The organism is Pseudomonas persica (assembly GCF_900291015.1).
GTDB lineage: Bacteria > Pseudomonadota > Gammaproteobacteria > Pseudomonadales > Pseudomonadaceae > Aquipseudomonas.
The window spans coordinates 105,824-124,175 of sequence record NZ_OLKL01000033.1; the positions used below are offsets into that span (position 1 = coordinate 105,824).

An 18,352-nucleotide genomic window follows, 5' to 3' on the forward strand; every position below is an offset into this window, starting at 1 on the left:
AGAACCGCCCGGAGCCCACCATGGCCAAGCCCCTGCAGGAATATGCGCGCAAGCGCGACTTCAATGCCACGCCCGAGCCCAGCGGCAAGCGCCGCCGTGGCAAGCGGGCTCACGCGCTGCAGTTCTGCATCCAGAAGCACGACGCCAGCCACTTGCACTACGACTTCCGCCTGGAACTTGATGGCACGCTGAAAAGCTGGGCCATCCCCAAAGGGCCGTCGCTGGACCCCAAGGTGCGCCGCCTGGCCGTGCAGGTCGAGGACCACCCGCTGGACTACGCCGACTTCGAAGGCCATATCCCCGAAGGCCATTACGGCGCAGGCGACGTTATCGTCTGGGACCGGGGCATCTGGGAGCCCGAAGGCGATGCACGTGAGGCCTATGCCAAGGGCAAATTGCGTTTTCGCCTGCAAGGCGAAAAGCTCGGCGGTGTGTGGAACCTGTTCCGCACCCACCTGGCCGGCAAGAAGGAACAGTGGATGCTGGTCAAGTCGCACGATGGCCAGGCGCGTAGCGAAGCCGACTACAGCATCGTCGAGGCCCAGCCCGACAGCGTGCTCAGCGACCGCACGCTGGTGCCGCGCAAACCGGCAGCAAAAAAAGCCGCCGCACCGCGTCGCAAACCCGCCAGCAAAGGCCGGAAGGTGCCGTTGCCAGCGCAACTGCAGCCACAATTGGCGACCCTGGTCGACTACCCGCCCAGCGGCGACTGGCGCTACGAGGTCAAGTTCGACGGTTATCGCATCCTGGCTCGCATCGACGGTGATGAGGTCCGCCTGTTCACCCGCAATGGCCATGACTGGAGCGCCAGGATGCCCAGGCAGGTTGCCGCCTTGCGTGCGCTAGGCATCGATGCGGGCTGGCTCGATGGCGAGGTGGTGGTGGCCGGCGAAGACGGCGCGGCGGACTTCCAGGCGCTGCAGAACGCTTTCGATACCGAGCATGACGAGTGCATTACCTATTACCTGTTCGACCTGCCCTTCCTCGGTGGCCAGGACCTGCGCCAGTTACCACTGCAGGATCGTCGCAGCACCCTGCAGCGCTTGCTTGAACACAATGGATCGAACGTACTGAAGTATTCCGCCGACTTTGCTCAGCCCGTCGAGTCCCTGCTCGACAGTGCCTGCCGGCTGCAACTCGAAGGCCTGATCGGCAAGCGCGTCGACAGCCCCTATAGCGGCCGCCGCAGCCCCGACTGGATCAAGCTCAAGTGCAAGCAACGCCAGGAGTTCGTGGTCGTCGGCTATTCCGACCCCAAAGGCAGCCGCAGCGGTTTCGGCGCCCTGCTGCTGGCCTTGCACGATAACGACAGCGGCGAGTTGCGCTATGCCGGCAAGGTCGGCACCGGCTTCAGTGCCACCACCCTGGCCAGCATCCATGCCCGGCTCCAACCGTTGACAATCACCAGGCCAGCCCTGCCCAAGCCCCCCAGCGGGGCCGAAGCCCGTGGCGTGCACTGGCTGAAACCGCAACTGCTGGCCGAAGTCGCCTATGCCCAGATGACCCGTGACGGCATTGTGCGCCACGCGGTGTTCCACGGCCTGCGCGACGACAAACCGGCAACCACCATCGACCTGGAGCGCAGCATGCCTGCCAAGACCCTGCCCAAGCGCAAGCAGGCCAAGGCCCCGCAGGCCTTGGGTGAGCTGCGCCTGACCCACCCCGAGCGGGTGATCGACGCCACCAGCGGCGTTACCAAGCGCGAGGTCGCCGAGTACTACGCCGCCGTCAGCCAGTGGATACTGCCCCAGCTCAAGCACCGCCCGGTGGCGCTGGTGCGCGCGCCGGACGGCCTCGCCGGCGAGCTGTTCTTCCAGAAGAACGCCGGCCTACTGCATCTACCCAAGGTGCTCAGCTACGCCAAGGGCGAGGCCGGCCAGGCAGCGATGGTCATCAACCGCGCCGACACCCTGCTGGCTGCGGTGCAGATGAACATGCTCGAACTGCACACCTGGAACGCCACCGACAAGGACTTCGACAAGCCCGACCGCTTCGTCCTCGACCTCGACCCGGACCCGGCTCTGCCGTGGAAGGCCATGCTCGAAGCCACCCAACTGACGCTGACGCTGCTGGATGAACTGGGCTTGAAAGTGTTTCTCAAGACCAGCGGCGGCAAAGGCATGCACCTGGTCGTGCCGCTGACCCGGCGGGCCAGCTGGGACGAGGTCAAGGCGTTCAGCCACGCCATCGTCGACTACCTGGCCAGGCTGTTCCCCGACCGGCTCAGTGCCGTGTCCGGTCCCAGCAACCGGGTCGGGCGCATCTTCATCGACTACCTGCGCAACGGCAAAGGCGCGACCACCGCCTGCGCGTACACCCTGCGCGCCCGTGAAGGCCTGCCGGTATCCGTGCCGATCTGGCGCGAGGAACTGCCACAACTCAAGGGCGCCAACCAGTGGAACATCGGCAACGTGCTTGAACGCCTGGGCAATGTGGACGACCCCTGGGCCGATTATGGCAAGACAAGGCAATCGATCACCGTACGCATGCGCAAGCAGCTGGGGCTGGTGGAATCATGACGCCTTGCGCGTCTTCTTCGCCGGCTTCTTGCCACCCAGGCTGCGCTTGAGCAGTTCGGTAAGGTCGATGATATCCGCCCCCTTCTCTGCTTCTGCACGGTCGCCCTTCTCCACCGTACTGATCTTGCCCTTGCTGGCTTTCTCTTCCACCAGGTCCATGATGGTCTGGCGGAAGGCATCCTGGTAATCCGCAGGCTTCCAGGGCCCGCTCATGTCTTCCACCAAGCGCTTGGCCATGTCCAGTTCGCGCTTGTCCACCTTGGCCTCGGTCACGCTGCTGTCCAGCTCCAGCGTTTCCAGCCCGCGCACTTCTTCGGGCCAGCGCAGGGTGATCATCACCAGTGCGTCGTCCAGCGGTCGCAATAGCGCCAGGTGCTGGCGGGTGTGCAGTACCACCGTGGCCAGCGCCACCTTGGCAGTCTTGGCCAGGGTTTCGCGCAGCAAGGCGTACACCTTGCCGCCACGGCGGTCGGGGGTAAGGTAATACGGCGTGTCGAAGTGCTGCAGCGGGATCTCGCCGGCGTCGACGAAGGAAAAGATATCGATCGTCTGGGTCGCCTCGGGCCGGGCCTTGCGGATTTCCTCCTCGCTGATCACCACGTAGCGGCCCTTCTCGAGCTCCACGCCCTTGACGATGTTGTCCTTGTCGATTTCCTTGCCGGTGACCTTGTTCACCCGCTTGTAGCCCACCGGCTCCATGCTGCGCTTGTCGAGCCAGTCGAAATCGACCCGTTCGGTGCGCACCGCGGTATTGAGGGCCACGGGGATGTGCACGAGGCCGAAACTGATGGCGCCTTTCCAGATTGCCCGAGCCATGAGCGGTGCTCCCAGGGTTGCCTGCCAATATCTGAATCGACTGCAATGGGCAGCGAAGGTTTAGCCGCCCCGCCCTATGGCAGCGGGTTGCCGCCCGTCACGCCGAACACCTCACCGGTGATGTAGCTGGACTCCTGACTGGCCAGCAACACATACACCGGCGCACATTCGGCGGGCTGCCCAGGGCGCTTCATGGGCGTATGCGCGCCGAAGTCAGGGATTTTCTCCGGGGGTTGGCCACCACTGGGCTGCAGCACGGTCCAGATGGGCCCCGGGGCCACGGCATTGACCCGGATACCGCGCTCGATCACCTGCCTGGCCAAGGCCTTGGTAAAGGCGACGATGGCGGCCTTGGTGGTGGCATAGTCGAGCAAGGTGGCCGAAGGCTGGTAGGACTGGATCGAGGCGGTGTTGATGATGGTCGCCCCCGCCGGCATCAGCGGCACGGCCGCCTGGCACAGCCAGAACAGCGCGTAGACGTTGGTTTTCAGGGTGTGGTCGAACTGCTCGTGGCTGACCTGGCTGATGTCCTTGCGCGCTTCCTGCTTGCCGGCGATGTTGACCAGGATGTCCAGGCCGCCGAGCTGCTCGTGGGCCTGGTCGACCAGTTCCTTGCAGAACTGATCATCCTTCAGGTCACCGGCAAGGGCCACCACCTTGCGGCCTTCAGCTTCGACCAGCTTGATCACTTCGCGGGCGTCGGGTTGTTCGATGGGCAGGTAGTTGAGGGCAATGTCGGCACCCTCGCGGGCAAAGGCGATGGCCACGGCCCGGCCGATGCCCGAGTCCGCGCCGGTGATCAGCGCCTTGCGCCCTGCCAGGCGGCCAAAGCCCTTGTAGGTGGTTTCGCCGTGGTCTGGCTCGGGCTGCATGTTGGCATCCAGCCCCGGTGCTGGCTGCCCTTGGGCCGGGAACGGCGGGTGCGGGTACTGGGTCAGCGGGTTCTGCATGCTGAACTGGTCATGGGGTTTGCTGGGCATGGGGGCCACTCCTCTGGTAAAACCGGTATTGGCCCATTCGCGGGCTTGCCCGCTCCCTCAGGTACACCACAGGTCTTGAAACCGGTGGTAATCCTGTGGGAGCGGGCAAGCCCGCGAAGGCCGCTCTACCGTTTTCGAGGTAAACCGCCATCGATGGTTTTTTCCGGCTGGCCCAAACACCGACCAGCGGTCGATACGTCCCTGAAAGGACTAGTTCCGTACCTCAACCGCGTCGACATCTGGCGCGTCGGGTGCATCTGGCGCATCTGGCGCATCGTCCACATCCGCCCTGGCAGCGTCCCGGGCGGCATCAGCAACAGCCCTGGCAGCATCTCTGGCTGCATCAGCTTGGTTTCTGGCGGCGTCCCGGGCGGCATCTGCCGCGGCCCTGGCCGCGTCTCTGGCTTCATCTGCACCGGCTAGGCCAGCAGCTTTCGCAGCGTCGCGGGCTGCATCCGCTTCAGCTCTGGCAGTGTCTCGGGCTGCATCTGCCTCGGCCCGGGCAGCGTCTCTGGCTGCATCAGCATCGTTTCGGGCTGCGTCCCTGGCGGCATCTGCTGCATCGTTATCGTTATCGTTGTCATGCGCATTGCCTGGGCCTCTCCCGGCCATGCCACCATGGTCAGCATCGCCGCCCCCCGGGCCGCCATGACTGCCACCGCCATCACCACCGTGGCCACTACCGCCTCCTGAGCCACCGTGACCACCACCCCCGGAGCCGCCGCTGCCGCCACCGTGACCACCACCGCCTCCAGAGCCACCGCTGCCGCCACCGTGACCACCACCGCCTCCAGAGCCACCGCCACCACCGCTGCCACCGCTGCCACCGTCTTTGGCATACACGCTGGAGAAACTACCGATGTAGTCGGGCACCAGGACGGTCGATGCCGACAGGACTCCACCAATTGCCAGTGCCAACAAACATTTCTTGAGCAACATGATGCACCTCCGCTTGGAGTTGCGTCGTCATCTCCGTATCGAACGCAATGACCAATGAGTTCGCAACCGCCCATGGAGCGGACAGCCAACCGGCGCGGCCATAGATCTGCAGTATTAACGAGCAGCTTCGGTTTTCGCACGATCCTTCAGCGCCAGTCAGCATCGTTGCGTGGGAAATATTCCCACATATTAAGACTAGTACTGTCTGCCTGAGTTCCAAAGACCGAATATCAGAACCGAGCTACGTTTCAGGGCTTACACCAGCGATGGTTGCTTCAGCTGGTCCTGCCACCGCGCAGCGGTTACACCTGGCTGAACAACACCCGCCTGAAAGCCTCGGCCGCCAGGTGTACCTGCACCGCCCAGTCCTGCGCCGCGTCACTGCCGGCATCATCGGAAATGTACTTCAGGCACACGAACGGGATACCTTCGCTACGGGCGATCAGCGCCAGCACGTAGGCTTCCATGTCGACCACGTCATAAGGCGCATCGCCATGATTGATCTCGAAGCTATCGCCACTGCCGCAGGTTTCCAGGGCCAGGCCGGGGATCTGCGTTGCATGCTCCAGCACCACCGGGATATCCGACAAAGGCGTCTGGTAGCGGGCGAAGCCGAGCGGAGTCACGTCCATGTCGCGCTGCACGAAGCGGGTGCAGCACACCACCTCGCCTTTGCCATGACGCTGGCTACCGGCCGAGCCGAGGTTGACGATCAGCCTGGGCCGGCGCGCGGCAATTGCCTTGGTCAGAGCGATGGCGGCATTGACCTTGCCGATGCCGGTGAACACGGTGTTGACGTCAGCGAATACATCGCCGGCCTCGGCTTCGAGGGCGAAGACAAACAACGTGTCGTCCAGGGAAATGTCGGGGAATTGCTTGATCAGCATCATGGCGCAGGTGGTTCCAAGTGGCTGCGAAAGGCGCGGCCATTTTCGGCCAACCCCGGCTAATTGCAAGCCCCCGCGGCCACCACGGCCTGCAACGCCTGCGCCCTGCCCAGGCTGGCAGCGCTGGCCTGGGCCAGGCATCGCAATTGCTGGTCGGCATGAGTGCCGTCACGCAGCAAGCGTTGCGCATGGTGGAAGGCGCGTTCGGCGTCGGCGGTGTCGATCGGCACCTGCTCCTGCAACTGGGCCAACCAACCTTCGGCCGTAACCGGCTGTTGCTCATGCAGGCCAATGAACTCACCCTGGCGCCCGTGGCGCATGGCGCGCCAGTAGTTTTCCTGGGCGATCCAGTGCAGCTCACGGTTACTGGGCGCCGACTCATGCCGGGGCATGATGCTGTGCTCGACCAGGTGGCGAAACAGAGCCGCGATGCACAGCGCATCCTCCAGTTGCGGACAACCGTCGCAGATGCGCAGTTCGACCGTCGGGAAGCGCCGCGAAGGACGGATCGCCCACCAGAAATCGCCATCCGCGGCCAGCGAACCGGTACGTTGCAACAAAGCGCGGTAGCGCTCGTAGCCGGCCCAGTCCGGCAAAGGCTCGGGCAACCCCATGTGCGGCCATTCCCCGCAAATCCCCCGCCGGTAGCTCATGTAGCCGGTACGCTGGCCCGCCCACAGCGGGGATGATGTACTCAGCACCAGTAACAAGGGCCGCCAGCCCAGTACGCGGTTGATCAGTTGCATGCGGTCGCAGCCTGGCGGCACGCCCACGTGTACATGCAGGCCGTTGAGCAGGCTGCGCCGCGCCACATGCCGGTAGTCAGCGAACAGTTGCCGGTAATGCGCCGGGGCAGCAGGTTTCTGCCGCAGCCAGGCGGCATTGGGGTGGCTTGCCGCACCGTACAGGCCCATGCCCTCTTCGGCCAGCGTTGTGCGCAGTCGCTGGCGGCTGTGCTGGAAGAACTCGCGTGCCTCGCACAGGTTGGTGAACACCGGCGAGGCCACTTCGATCTGGCTGCGGAACATTTCCTGGGCAAAATGCTGGCCCAACACCTCCCGACAACGCCCGATCACGGCTGGCGAAGGTGTGGCCGGCACCTGCCCTGTGCCCAGTTTCACCAGCAGGTATTCTTCCTCGATGCCGAACGTGCAGGGTCGGGCCATGGCGCCTCAGCCTCAGCTATTGCGGGTGACTGTGAGCACCACGGCGGCGATACGCTCGACCTGCTCGTAGCCGGGTTCGGCAAGTTGTTCGCCAAACACATCCGGGTCGATTTCCCGATACACCCAGGACCATTCCGGCCCCGCCAGGCGCAGGCGGATGGCTTCGAGCAAGGCATCACGGCCTTCGACGATGGCCACGCCGGTATACAGCAGCAAGGTGCCGCCCCGGCCCAGGCGCTCACGGGCCTGCTCGACGATGCGCAAGGACAGTTCGGCGCCCAGCGTGCCGCCGCCGTGGCGATAGGTGCGCGCATTGCGATCGAGCATGTAGGGCGGGTTGGCGACGATCAGGTCGAACCTGCCGGTGATGCCGTGCAGAAGGTCGCTGGGCTCGACGGAAACGTTGCTTACCCCCGCCAGGGCCGCATTGATCGCGGTGTAGCGTAGCGCCATCGGGTTGATGTCCACTGCGCTGACCTGTGCATGCTGCGCAGCCCGGGCGATCAACAATGCACCCACGCCGCTGCCACAGCCAACATCGACCGCATGCTCGATCCGGGTGAGGCTATGTTGCAGGTGGTCGTGGATGACCTGGGCAAAACGGTAGCTGTCAGGGCCGAAGAACACCGCATCACCAGCGTCAGTGGGGAACGCCGAATGCACCAGCAACAGGTCGTCCAGGCTCGACCAGCGTACCCTGCTGGCCAGCAGTTCTCCCTGCGGCACCAGCACCTGCGCACCTTCAAGCTCCTGCAATTCGTCGGCCGAGAGCAGCGACGGTGCAAAGGGGCGGCTCCAGCCGAACACGTCGCGAAGTGTCCTGGCCTGTTCAGTGCCTTCGCGGGCGTTGACCCGGCGGTGGGTAGCAGGCGTGACGCAGGTGAAACGGTAACCGTCCGCGCGCAGGCGTTTGCCCAGTTGCAGCAGCGCCTGGTCGGCCTCGACCTGTTCCGGTGCAAGCATCATCAGCGGGGTTCCTCCTGTAGCAGCCCGGTGGTACCGATGAAGGCCCGGGTGGCCGACAAGCCGTCGGGGGTGGCATGGCGATTACCGGCCATGCGCTCGATCAGCACTTCGGGGGGCATGCCTGAGGCTGTCGCCGGCCGATCGTCCGGTGCCTCGGGCTGCCCCCAGCTACCCGCTGCGACGCGGCGAATGGGGGCCTGCCAACCATTGGCAATCCAGTCATGCCATAGCTGTTTCTCATAGGCGTTGAATACGCCGAACATGGCCGCAGCCGGCCCTTCGATCAGGGTCCACCAGCGGCTTTGCCGCGGGTCCTGACCACGGCGGATCCAGCCTTGAGCCTGCAAGGCGGCGACGAACGCCGGCATGGCGCCGGGCTCGGCCAGCCATTGGTTGAGGGTGCGCTTTTGCAGGCGGCAATGGTCGCCATGCATGAACTGGCCGTATGCACGCTTGCGCTCGAGCGCCGCGAACAGTTCGGCCTGCAGGTCGAACTGGCGGACCAGATCCGGGGTGGCGATGCCCAGGTCATTCAGGCGATAGCCGCGTCGCACCCGGGCGTAGAACGCCTGCCCATCGTGCTCGGCACTCAGCTGGCGCAGCGCCTGAATCGACAGGTGCGCGTGGCCACTGGCGGCATTGTCGATGGTCACATGCAGCTGGAAGTACTGGCCGTCGATGCCCAGCTCGGCCAGTTCGCAAGTGGTGATCAGCAGGTGCAGCGGTGGCTGCTCGTAACCGAGGTTATAGCCCACCACCTCGGGCAGGTAGATATCGCAATGCTGACCCAGGGCCAGTTGCAATGCACCTTGCAGATAGCGCTGGTCTTCCAGCGGCATGGCCTCCAGGCAACCCAGGCGGCTGAGCAGGCGCTGGTAGATCAGCACGTGGTTGCAGCGCGGGTCACCATTGCCAAGCTCTTCCAGGCAAGTGCGGATCAGCCCGTGGTAGCGCGGGTCGCGCCAATGCTGAAGGGTGCCGTGCAGCCAGGCGCCGTCCACCGCCTTGGTGGGCGCCACCTGTTGCAGGAGCCACAACGCATGGGCACGGTTGGCAAAGAAACGGCGTGGTGCACCCTGGCGCCGCCGGGCAAGGTAGTCTGCGTAGTCCTCGGCCACCTGGGCGGCATGCCGCGCGCTCCAGGCTGGCAGCTCCGCCGGTGTGTCGGGCAGGTCATCGGGCAGGTTTGCAGCACCTGCCAGCTGCTCGTCGAGCCAGGCTGCAGTGTTTTCATCCTGGCCTGCCAGCAGCGCCTGGTAGCGCTGTTGCAGGTGGCCTGATGCGCTAGGCACCGGGGCGCTCCTGGGCGTGTTGCGGTTCATCACCGTCATGCCTGCTCCTCGTGCACTTACTGGCCAGTTTTCTCCGGCATGGACTCGGCACCGGGCGCAGGTTGCGCTGCCGGCGTGGCATCAGGTTGCTGCATCTGCAGCGAAGGTTTGCTGGGGTCGGCGTCCTTGGCCGGGTGGTCGTTGTCGCGGTCGAAACAGCCGCCAACCAGGGTCAGCGAGCCCAACAGAAGCATGAAAGATGTCAGTCGCATGGGGTACTCCCCTTCCTGCAGATTCGCAGTGTCGGGTCGACCCGGCACTGCGAATCGGTCATTTACGAGCGGCCACCTTTGCGGCCGGACTCGCGATCGTGCGGCATGTTGTTGCCCGAGGACTGGCCGCCCTTGCGCCCGGCTTCGGAAGCCTTGTCACGGTCATTGGCGAAGTTGCCCGGGTTCTTGTTACCACCCTGGCTGCCTTGTTGATTGCCGGTACGGCTGTTCTCTTTGTTGGCCATGGTCTCAAACCTCATATGACTGCGGGATGCACGGCGAGCTGCCGTACACAGGTTCGGAGTTCGTCCCGGCCAGGGGATTCGGTTAATTGCGAGGGGTTCGGACCGGCGGCGTTAAATAAGCGTCAGCGGCTTATTTGGTGCGCCTGTCAATTGCGCGGTGGGAAACAGGTCAGCGAGCACGCTCCGGGCTGGAAGGCCCGGGCGCTGATGAAACTCTGTATCTGGATGTTTAGCGATCAGGCCTGCAGCAGACCAAGGTCGACACCCGCCCCGGTCATGGGTGGGCACCAATAATAACCACCGGTCAATGGCCGGCTGAAGCGGTACAGGCCGTCGATGATGCCATCCTCCAGGCCGCTCATGCGCCGCAGCTGTACTTCGAACGCCTCGAAGCTGTGACCCAGGGCCACGAACGCCAGACCAGCGCCACGTTGGTCAGCCCAGGCCACCGAACGACGGACGATGAACGCTTCTGGCTCGAAGCTTTCCTGGGCCGTACGCTTGACATGGGCGGACTCGGGGGCGTCCTCGAGTTCTTCGTTGTCGCTCAGGCGGCGGCCGATGATGTTGTCCTGATCGGCTTGAGGCAGCGACTTGAAGTACTCCAGGTCGTGCTTCCACAGCTGGAACGCGGCAAAGCTGGAGCCGTCGGCGGCAATGGCCGCCTGCACGGCCTCTTCGGCCAGCGGGTTTTCGGTGCCGTCTTCATAGCCGGTAAGGTCATGGCCGCCACGGTGCAGGAAACCGTCGACGCTGTCGGCCAGGCGCAAGGCCGGTGCCAGCGCCAGCTCCAGAGCCTGGGCACGCAGTAGCAGGTCGCCGCGCTCGTTGCCGCGCAGCCACAACCACAGGGCATGTTGGGTGCTGGGGTTCTCCACGGCGGCATCCAGCTGCGGGAAGGCGCGCAAGCCAGGTACTTCACGGCCCAGGGCCTTGGCCAGCGGTGCACCGACACCCAGGATCAACTGTTCGCCATCGACCTGAGGCAGCAAAGCGTCCAGGGCGGCAGGCAGGGCCTCGGGCGACTGCAGGGTGAAGAACAGGTGACGGGCGTGGGCCGGCACCGGGGTGGCAAGCAGACCTTGCTGGAAAGGCATGACAGGCTAATCCTCGGTTAAAACAGGAATGCTACTGCGCCTGCAGGCCCACTGCAACGCGGCATGCAGCCTCACCAGCCGCTGCGTTTGGTAACAAACCGTTACCAAGCGCTGGCGCTTTGCGATTATCCATCAATCAGGGCCGGCCTACACTCCTCGGGATCCTTCGCCCAAGAGACCGCACATGACCGCCTCACCACTGCTAACCGCCTTTCTGCCGCTAGCCCTGGGCATCATCATGCTCGGCCTCGGCTTGTCGCTGACCTTGGCCGACTTCGCCCGCGTGTTGAAATACCCCAAGCCGGTAGTGGTAGGCCTGGTTTGCCAGATCCTGCTGCTGCCACTGGTATGCTTCCTGATCGCCAACGGCTTTGGCCTGGAATCGGCCCTGGCGGTGGGGCTGATGCTGCTGGCCGCCTCGCCTGGCGGCACCACGGCCAACCTGTTCAGCCACCTGGCCCATGGCGATGTGGCATTGAATATCACTCTGACGGCGGTCAACTCGCTGATCGCGATCCTGACCATGCCACTGTTGGTGAACCTGTCGCTGAGCTGGTTCATGGCATCGGACCAGGCCATCCCGCTGCAGTTTGCCAAGGTGATGCAGGTGTTCGCCATCGTCCTGCTGCCGGTGGCGCTGGGTATGCTGATTCGCCGCTTCGCACCCGCTTTCGCCGCACGCATGGAGACGCCGATGAAGCTGGTGGCCGCGCTGTTCCTGGCGTTCACCATCGTCCTGGCCCTGGCCAAGGACTGGCAGACCGTGGTTGCGTACGCACCGGTGGTGGGGCTGGCCGCGCTGCTGTTCAACCTGCTGAGCCTGGGCGTGGGCTATTGGGTGCCGCGCCTGCTGAACATTCCCAGACGCCAGGCGATTGCCATCGGCATGGAGATCGGCATTCACAACGGGACCTTGGCGATTGCCCTGGCGCTGAGCCCTTCGCTGCTGAACAACGCCACCATGGCAGTGCCGGCGGCGCTGTACAGCCTGATCATGTTCTTCACGGCGGCGGGGTTTGGCTGGTGGGTGAGCCGCGGGCATGTGGCGCTGCAGCCCAAGGGTGAAACCGTAAATTGAAGGTGCTGCCTGTGGCCCTATCACCGGCAAGCCAGCTTCCGCAGGTACGGTGCAGGGCTGAAGGCTGGCGCTGTCCTTGTGGGAGATGGCCCAGCCCTTTGGTCTGCGCTGTCGCATAGAGAACTGAATTCGCAAGCGGTCCGTGCATCCTGTGCGGCTTTAGCCGCGAAGAATCCAACGCGGTGCATGGCACCGGCTGCGCCGGTGTTCGCGGCTAAAGCCGCTCCCACAGGGGCCCTGCTAATTCAACGAGTTATGTGCAGTTCTATGAGAGCCGGCTTGCCGGCGATAGGCCCGGTACAGGTTGTTACAACTGGCTGCGCTTGCGCCGCAACTGCTGCTTCAACACCTTCAACGGCGGCGCATAGAAGAACCCGAACGACACACTCCCGGTGCGCCCCTTCACCGCATGATGCAACCGGTGCGCGCGGTACAAACGCTTGAGGTAGCGGTTGACCGGCCGTGGTTTGCGCGGCCAGTGCCGGTGAAAGAACCCGTCGTGGGCCACGACATACAGCACGCCGTACCCTGCCACCCCGCCGCCCACCCACTGCAAGGGCGCATAACCACCCTTGCCCAGGGCCACCAGCACCGTGGCGATCAGCCCCAGGGCCACCAGGTACAGGTCATTGGTTTCGAGCATGCCCAGTTGCGGCTCATGGTGCGAGCGGTGCAGCCACCAGCCCCAGCCATGCATGATGTACTTGTGGGCCAGCGTGCCAATGCCCTCCATGGCCACCAGGGTGCCGAACAGCACGGCGAGATTGAGCAGCATGGAACAGTCCGGGGGATGGCAAGGGAAGGCGCAAGGGTACCGATTGCCTGCGTTTTTTTCCATGCAGGCGTCACCGGTGCAGGCCCATTACGGATGAAGCCATTGTCATGTTTTCACCCTTGACCTGGCTTGCCACGGGGCGTAAGGTCCGCGGCGCAATTTTGCTTCCCTGAACAGGAGACCTGCATTGGACAGTAGCCCCAGTCGCATGCGACAGGCCCACGTGGCGCGCTAGTCCGGCAGTGTCCTGCACTGTCTGGCCGGTCTGGCAAGACGGTGGTTTCTTGTAACCCCTCTTCTTCCTTCCCCTTCGTGGTCCTGCGCATTTTCTGGTTTTTCAACCGCGCCAGCTGATGGCGTTCATGCGGGCGTGTGCCCGTGGAAGAGGTTTGCTATGGATTGGAAAGTATTTCTGCTGCGCGTCAGCATCGCCCTGCTACTGGGGGCGCTGATTGGCGCCGAACGTCAACTGCGCCAGCGCCTGACCGGGCTGCGCACCAATGCACTGGTCAGCACCGGTGCCTGCCTGTTCGTGCTGATGACCCAGGCGGTGCCGGGCATGGCACCCACCGATGCGTCGCGTATCGCCGCGTACGTGGTGTCGGGCATCGGCTTTCTGGGTGGCGGTGTGATCATGCGCGACGGGTTCAACGTACGCGGCCTGAACACCGCCGCCACGCTGTGGTGCACGGCTGCGGTCGGCGTGCTGTGCAGCCTGGGGCTGTTGTTGGAGGCGACGCTGGGTAGCCTGGTGGTGCTGTGCGCCAATATCCTGCTACGCGACATTGCCCAGCGCCTGGACCGCCAGGAGGTAGTGCCGGCCAGCGAGGTGGAGCAGCACTTCGAAGTGCGCATCGTCTGCCGCGCCGAGGACGAGATCCAGGTCCGCAGCCTGATGTTGCACAGCCTGGGCGACCCGCAGCTGCGCTTGCAGTCACTGCACAGCGAAGACCTGGCCAACCCCGCACGTCTGGAAGTGCGCGCCGAACTGCTGGGCACCGCGCAGGCGCCAGCGCAACTGGAGCGATTGGTCAGCCGGGTCAGCCTGGAGAAAGGTGTAAGCTCGGTGCGCTGGCAATTGCAGCCGCAGGTGCTGGCGACAGACTAGGACGTACCATTTGAAAAGGACTGCCCCATGCGCATACGCCCTACCCTTGAGGACGACATTCAATGGCTCCCGGACGTCGAGCGCTCGGCGGCTCAGGCCTTTGTCGCCTGGCCGGCGCTGGCATGGCTGGCGCAGGGGGATGTGATGGGCTGCGACGCACACCGGGCTTTCGTCGACGCGGGCGGTAGCTGGGTGGCTGAGGATCTGCAGGGGCGCATTCTGGGGTTTGCCTGTGCCCGGGTTGAGGGTCAGGCGCTGCATCTTCACGAAGTTTCGGTACGCCGGGAGGCCCAGGGGCAAGGTGTCGGGCGCAGGCTGCTGCTACAAGTAGCCGAAATGGCGCGCCAGGCAGGTGCGCGGGAGCTGACCCTGACCACCTTTGCCGATGTGCCATGGAATGCGCCGTTCTATGCGCGGCTTGGGTTCGAGGTGGTTGATGAGGGGCTGCTGAATGCGCGGCTGCGGGGCATTCTGGCCAGTGAGCTTGCCCATGGGCTCGTGGGGCGCTGTGCGATGCGCCTTTGTGTAGGGGCTGAGGCCCTGGGGCTGCTTCGCAGCCCATCGCCGGCAAGCCAGCTCCCACCTCGACCGCATTGACCTCAAGCCATGCGCGTTCCCTGTAGGAGCCTTGCTTGCCAGCGATAGGGCCGGTGCAGGCAATCGAAGGAAATTATTCTTCCACCCCCACCACCACACTCCCCGCCACACAATACCCATCCCGCCCCTGGCGCTTGGCCTGGTACAGTGCCGCATCCGCTGCCGCCATCAGGTTCTCGGCCGTCACCCCCTCCCGCGCCAGGTCGCCCACGGCAATCCCCGCACTGAACGACACCCGCCCCAGTGGGCTAGCGGCATGCTCCAGCAACTGCCGACGCAGCAGCTGTTGCACTTCCTGCACCAGCAGCTCCGCCCCACGGGCATCGGTATCGGGCAGCAGCAGTGTGAACTCTTCGCCCCCATAGCGCACAGCCAGGTCGGCCGGCCGCTTCAGCGCCTGTTGCAGCAACTCGGCAAAGCGCCGCAGGCACTGGTCGCCGGCAGGGTGCCCGTAACAGTCGTTGTAGGCCTTGAAGTAATCCAGGTCGAGCATCACCAGCGCCAGCGGATAGCCCTGACGTCGCGCCCGGCGCAGCTCCGCCTCAAATACCGCATCCAGCCGCCGGCGGTTGCCCAGGCCGGTCAGGCTGTCGGTCAGTGCCAGGGCCTTCAGAGTCTGATGTGCCTGGTGCAGGGCCCGCTCGATGACAATACGCTCGCGCAACTGGCGCAGCACTACACCACCAAAGGCCGCCAGCCCCACCAGTAACAGCAGCAATACCGACACCGACTTGATCGCGTCATGCCGCCAGGGCGCGACGATCGACTCCCGCGACAAGCCCGCCTCGACCACCAGCGGGTAGCTGGACAGTGCGCGATAGCCATACAGCCGTGGCGTACCGTCGACCACGGCGACCGCCTCGGCCAACCCTTCCGTTGCATATGGCAGGTGGTTGCGGAAGATCTCACTGTTGCTCAGGCTACGGCCCACCACCTGCTCGACGAACGGCCGCCGTACCAGGATGGTACCGTCGCGCTTGGCCAACACCAGCGCGCCACGTTCGTCTATCTTGAAGTCGCCGTAGTAACGCACGAACCATTCCACCTTGATGGTGCCCAGCAACACCCCGGCGAAGCTGCCATCGGCATATTCCAGGCGCCGTGAAATGGGGATGATCAGGTCGCCCGTGGAGCGGCTGCGTACCACCGAGCCGATATGTACCCCACGGTCGGTATGCTCGCGGTGGTAGATGAAGTAGTCGCGGTCGGCATTGTTGGCATTGGGTGGAACTAGCGCCTGGTCGGTCACGATCCAGCTGCCGTCCGGGCCATACACGAACAGCCCGTGCAACTGCGGCATGATGCTTTTCTGCTGGGCCAGCAAGGTATGCAGGCGCGGCCGGTCGATGTGCTCAAAGCCGTCGCCTTCCAGGCGCTCGGCCAGCGCCGCGGTGATGGCGTCGACCTGGCGGATGGCATCTTCGGCATGCTGCGCCGTGGCCCGGGCCAGGTTGGTAACCATGTTCTGGGCATTGGTGAAGGCGTGCCGGTAGTCGCGCCAGATACGCCAGCCTTCCACCACGACGAAGGCCAGCATCACCACCAGCATGAACGTCAGTACCAGGCGGAACAGTGCCACGGCGCGGCCCTCGCCGGTTATCGCGAAGAGTCCGTCCTCATCCTGCCTCCGGGCTGCACACATTGAAATCCCTAGCCATACCGCGTTCGCCGTCTTTCACTATAGTTCAGCACCACCTGGGCGCAGCCGGCCAGCAAAAAGACATTTCCGTGCCCGATGAGGTGGCTTCGCCTGTCTTTGGCTTACTGCGCCGCGCTTGCGGCAGACAACTGCGACTGACACTGGTGCAACGCGGCGTCTCGCGCCTTGAGCTGCTCTTCAAGCTGCTGCAGCTGGCGAGCCTGTTCCGCGCACAAGTCGCGCCTGGCCTCCAGGCTCTGTGCCTGCACATCCAGCTGCCGGCGCATTTCCTCGCTGGCGCCTTGCGCCTGGGCCAGGATCGTGCGCAAGCCCTGAATCTGCGCATCGCGCTGTTCCAGCAATTCATCCTGCGCCCTGCAGGCGCTGGCGGTCTGACGATGCTCACCGAGCAAACGCTCGTTGTCACGGTGCAGGCGGGTCAGCTCGTCCTGCTTGACGATCATGCCCTGTTGCAGTTGGCGTACTTCCACCTGCAATTGTTGCAGTTGCGCTTCGTGGCGGCGTTGTTCCTGTTCACGCTGTTCGCGGCTGGCGTTGCGGTAGTGCTCCAGCGCGTCGCGGGCATGGCGGTGCTTGTCTTCCAGTGATTTTACCTGCTCGTCCTTGTCGGCCAGGCGCACCTGTAGTTCGCCCAGCGACTGGTTGAGGCTGGCACTGCGCAACTGTTCGGCTTGCAGGGTGCTTTGGGTGGAAAGCAGTTTTTCCGATTCGGCGGCCAGTGCGGCCACATCGATCTGATGCTGCTGATGCGCCGCAGCCAGTGCCTGCTGGGCAATCAGCAGCTGCGCCTCCAGCTGCTCGCGCTGTTGAGTGAAGATGCTTTCGGCCTGCTCGATCTTCAGGTCCGCCTCATCCTGCAACTGGGTTGCCAGTTGCCCGACCATTCGGCTCAGCACGTCGCTCAGGGCAATGCCGCCCTCGGCGGCCACAGGCTGCTGGCCGTTCAGCTCTTTCAAGTAGCGGTGAATCGTGGTCTTGGAGCCGGTATTGCCCAGCTCGATACGTATGGCATCGATGCTGGGGTTCTCGCCCCGGGCAATGAGGGCCTGACGCGCCTGCTGCACTACAACCTTGTTTATGCCGCCCCGGGCCATGCTAGCTCCTACGATTTTGTACCGTGTTATGTACCATGTAATTACATACCAATTATGAAGACAGGCAACTGTCACTGCAAACATTTCCTCAGATGGAATAATCACGGCTTATCGAATGAGAGATGGAAAATAGCGCTGTTTTCGAGCCGGGCAAACGTACCGGCCCTGTCTGTAGCCACCTTGTGTCAGTTGCGCTTTGCCGCCACCATGGGCGTCCAGCACCCGATCATCGACAGAAAATGACCCTGGAAAACTACAAGGCAATCGCCGACAGCATCGCACTGCTGCTGTACCCGCACGCAGAAGTCATCGTTCACGAACTGCGCAGCCAGACCGTCGTGCACATCGCCAACAATTTCTCCCAACGCAAACTGGGCGATGACTCGGCGATCGACCATGAACTCGGGGACCTGCTCAACGGCGCCAACCTGGGGCCCTACGAGAAGCTCAACTGGAACGGCCAGAAGATCCGCTCCATCAGTACCGTGCTGCGTAACCAGGACGGTGAAGCCGAGCACCTGATGTGCATCAATCTGAATGTGTCGGTACTGGAGCAGGCCCGTGCGGCGCTGGATGCGTTCTTCCAGATGAGCCGGCTGGTGCCGCAGCCGGATTCGCTGTTCCGCAACGACTGGCAGGAACGCATCAACACCTTCCTGCATGCGTGGCTGCAGGAGCGCAACCTGTCACTGCAAACGCTGCAGATAAAAGACAAACGCAGCCTGGTGCAGGCGTTGCACGCCGAGGGCGCGTTCGAAGGCCGCAGCGGTGCCGACTATGTCGCCAACGTGCTCAACATGGGTCGGGCCACGGTGTACAAATACCTGAAGGAATGCCGGACCTAGGCAACAACCCTCCCCTCTATGCCACAACGCTGGCAAC

General features: G+C 64.0%; 18 protein-coding genes. 5 read left to right on the plus strand and 13 right to left on the minus strand.

The features are described from left to right. The first annotated feature begins 20 nt into the window (after positions 1 to 20). The gene (ligD, locus tag FQ664_RS16060) at positions 21 to 2,519 is read left to right on the plus strand and encodes a DNA ligase D (protein ID WP_144173215.1); all 2,499 of its coding nucleotides are present in this window, start codon (positions 21 to 23) and stop codon (positions 2,517 to 2,519) included. On the opposite strand, the gene ku is transcribed toward ligD, so the two are convergent. The 10 genes from ku to FQ664_RS16110 form a co-directional block, all read right to left on the minus strand. Continuing rightward, a complete protein-coding gene (gene ku, locus FQ664_RS16065) occupies positions 2,514 to 3,335 on the minus strand; it encodes a non-homologous end joining protein Ku (protein ID WP_144173217.1) in 822 nt (273 codons plus the stop codon). The two genes, ligD and ku, sit on opposite strands and share 6 nt — an antisense overlap. A 74-nt stretch (positions 3,336 to 3,409) precedes the next feature. After that, entirely contained in the window at positions 3,410 to 4,315 is a 906-nt protein-coding gene (locus FQ664_RS16070) for an SDR family oxidoreductase (protein ID WP_144173219.1), read from the minus strand. A 210-nt stretch (positions 4,316 to 4,525) separates the two neighbouring features. Then, positions 4,526 to 5,254, minus strand: coding sequence for a hypothetical protein (locus FQ664_RS27895; RefSeq protein ID WP_144173221.1), 729 nt, complete (start codon positions 5,252 to 5,254; stop codon positions 4,526 to 4,528). Positions 5,255 to 5,556: 302 nt separating this feature from the next. Next, a complete protein-coding gene (locus tag FQ664_RS16080; protein WP_144173223.1) occupies positions 5,557 to 6,144 on the minus strand; it encodes a 5'-methylthioadenosine/S-adenosylhomocysteine nucleosidase family protein in 588 nt (195 codons plus the stop codon). A 56-nt stretch (positions 6,145 to 6,200) separates the two neighbouring features. Next, a complete protein-coding gene (locus FQ664_RS16085; RefSeq protein ID WP_144173225.1) occupies positions 6,201 to 7,307 on the minus strand; it encodes a carboxylate-amine ligase in 1,107 nt (368 codons plus the stop codon). Between the two features lie 12 nt (positions 7,308 to 7,319). Next, positions 7,320 to 8,273: a methyltransferase gene (locus tag FQ664_RS16090; RefSeq protein WP_144173227.1), complete on the minus strand. Its 954-nt coding sequence runs from the start codon at positions 8,271 to 8,273 to the stop codon at positions 7,320 to 7,322. Then, a complete protein-coding gene (locus FQ664_RS16095) occupies positions 8,273 to 9,604 on the minus strand; it encodes an iron-containing redox enzyme family protein (RefSeq protein WP_144173229.1) in 1,332 nt (443 codons plus the stop codon). Before FQ664_RS16095 ends, FQ664_RS16090 begins: the two co-directional genes overlap by 1 nt. A gap of 17 nt (positions 9,605 to 9,621) precedes the next feature. After that, a complete protein-coding gene (locus FQ664_RS16100) occupies positions 9,622 to 9,816 on the minus strand; it encodes a hypothetical protein (RefSeq protein WP_144173231.1) in 195 nt (64 codons plus the stop codon). Positions 9,817 to 9,878: 62 nt separating this feature from the next. Next, on the minus strand, positions 9,879 to 10,061 hold the full coding sequence (locus FQ664_RS16105; RefSeq protein ID WP_144173233.1) for a con-10 family general stress protein: 183 nt from the start codon (positions 10,059 to 10,061) through the stop codon (positions 9,879 to 9,881). A gap of 236 nt (positions 10,062 to 10,297) precedes the next feature. Beyond that, the gene (locus FQ664_RS16110; RefSeq protein WP_144173235.1) at positions 10,298 to 11,158 is read right to left on the minus strand and encodes a Dyp-type peroxidase; all 861 of its coding nucleotides are present in this window, start codon (positions 11,156 to 11,158) and stop codon (positions 10,298 to 10,300) included. Between the two features lie 184 nt (positions 11,159 to 11,342). Here FQ664_RS16110 and FQ664_RS16115 point away from each other — a divergent pair, with 184 nt between their 5' ends. Beyond that, positions 11,343 to 12,236, plus strand: a complete 894-nt coding sequence (locus FQ664_RS16115; protein ID WP_144173237.1) for a bile acid:sodium symporter family protein — start codon at positions 11,343 to 11,345, stop codon at positions 12,234 to 12,236. Positions 12,237 to 12,543: 307 nt separating this feature from the next. Here FQ664_RS16115 and FQ664_RS16120 read toward each other — a convergent pair whose 3' ends face one another. Beyond that, positions 12,544 to 13,011 (minus strand): sterol desaturase family protein, encoded by a 468-nt coding sequence (locus tag FQ664_RS16120; RefSeq protein ID WP_144173238.1) that lies wholly within the window; start codon positions 13,009 to 13,011, stop codon positions 12,544 to 12,546. A 394-nt stretch (positions 13,012 to 13,405) separates the two neighbouring features. On the opposite strand from FQ664_RS16120, the gene FQ664_RS16125 reads away from it, so the two are divergent. Further along, positions 13,406 to 14,119, plus strand: a complete 714-nt coding sequence (locus tag FQ664_RS16125) for an MgtC/SapB family protein (protein ID WP_144173240.1) — start codon at positions 13,406 to 13,408, stop codon at positions 14,117 to 14,119. 27 nt (positions 14,120 to 14,146) lie between these two features. Further along, positions 14,147 to 14,716: a GNAT family N-acetyltransferase gene (locus FQ664_RS16130; protein ID WP_144173242.1), complete on the plus strand. Its 570-nt coding sequence runs from the start codon at positions 14,147 to 14,149 to the stop codon at positions 14,714 to 14,716. A gap of 73 nt (positions 14,717 to 14,789) precedes the next feature. Here the strand turns inward: FQ664_RS16130 and FQ664_RS16135 are convergent, their stop codons facing one another. Then, positions 14,790 to 16,358, minus strand: coding sequence for a sensor domain-containing diguanylate cyclase (locus FQ664_RS16135; protein WP_144173244.1), 1,569 nt, complete (start codon positions 16,356 to 16,358; stop codon positions 14,790 to 14,792). Between the two features lie 119 nt (positions 16,359 to 16,477). Beyond that, complete coding sequence (locus FQ664_RS16140) at positions 16,478 to 17,470, minus strand: DNA-binding protein (protein WP_144173246.1); 993 nt, start codon at positions 17,468 to 17,470, stop codon at positions 16,478 to 16,480. 239 nt (positions 17,471 to 17,709) lie between these two features. Here FQ664_RS16140 and FQ664_RS16145 point away from each other — a divergent pair, with 239 nt between their 5' ends. Further along, entirely contained in the window at positions 17,710 to 18,315 is a 606-nt protein-coding gene (locus tag FQ664_RS16145; protein ID WP_144173248.1) for a helix-turn-helix transcriptional regulator, read from the plus strand. The last annotated feature ends 37 nt before the right edge of the window (positions 18,316 to 18,352 follow it).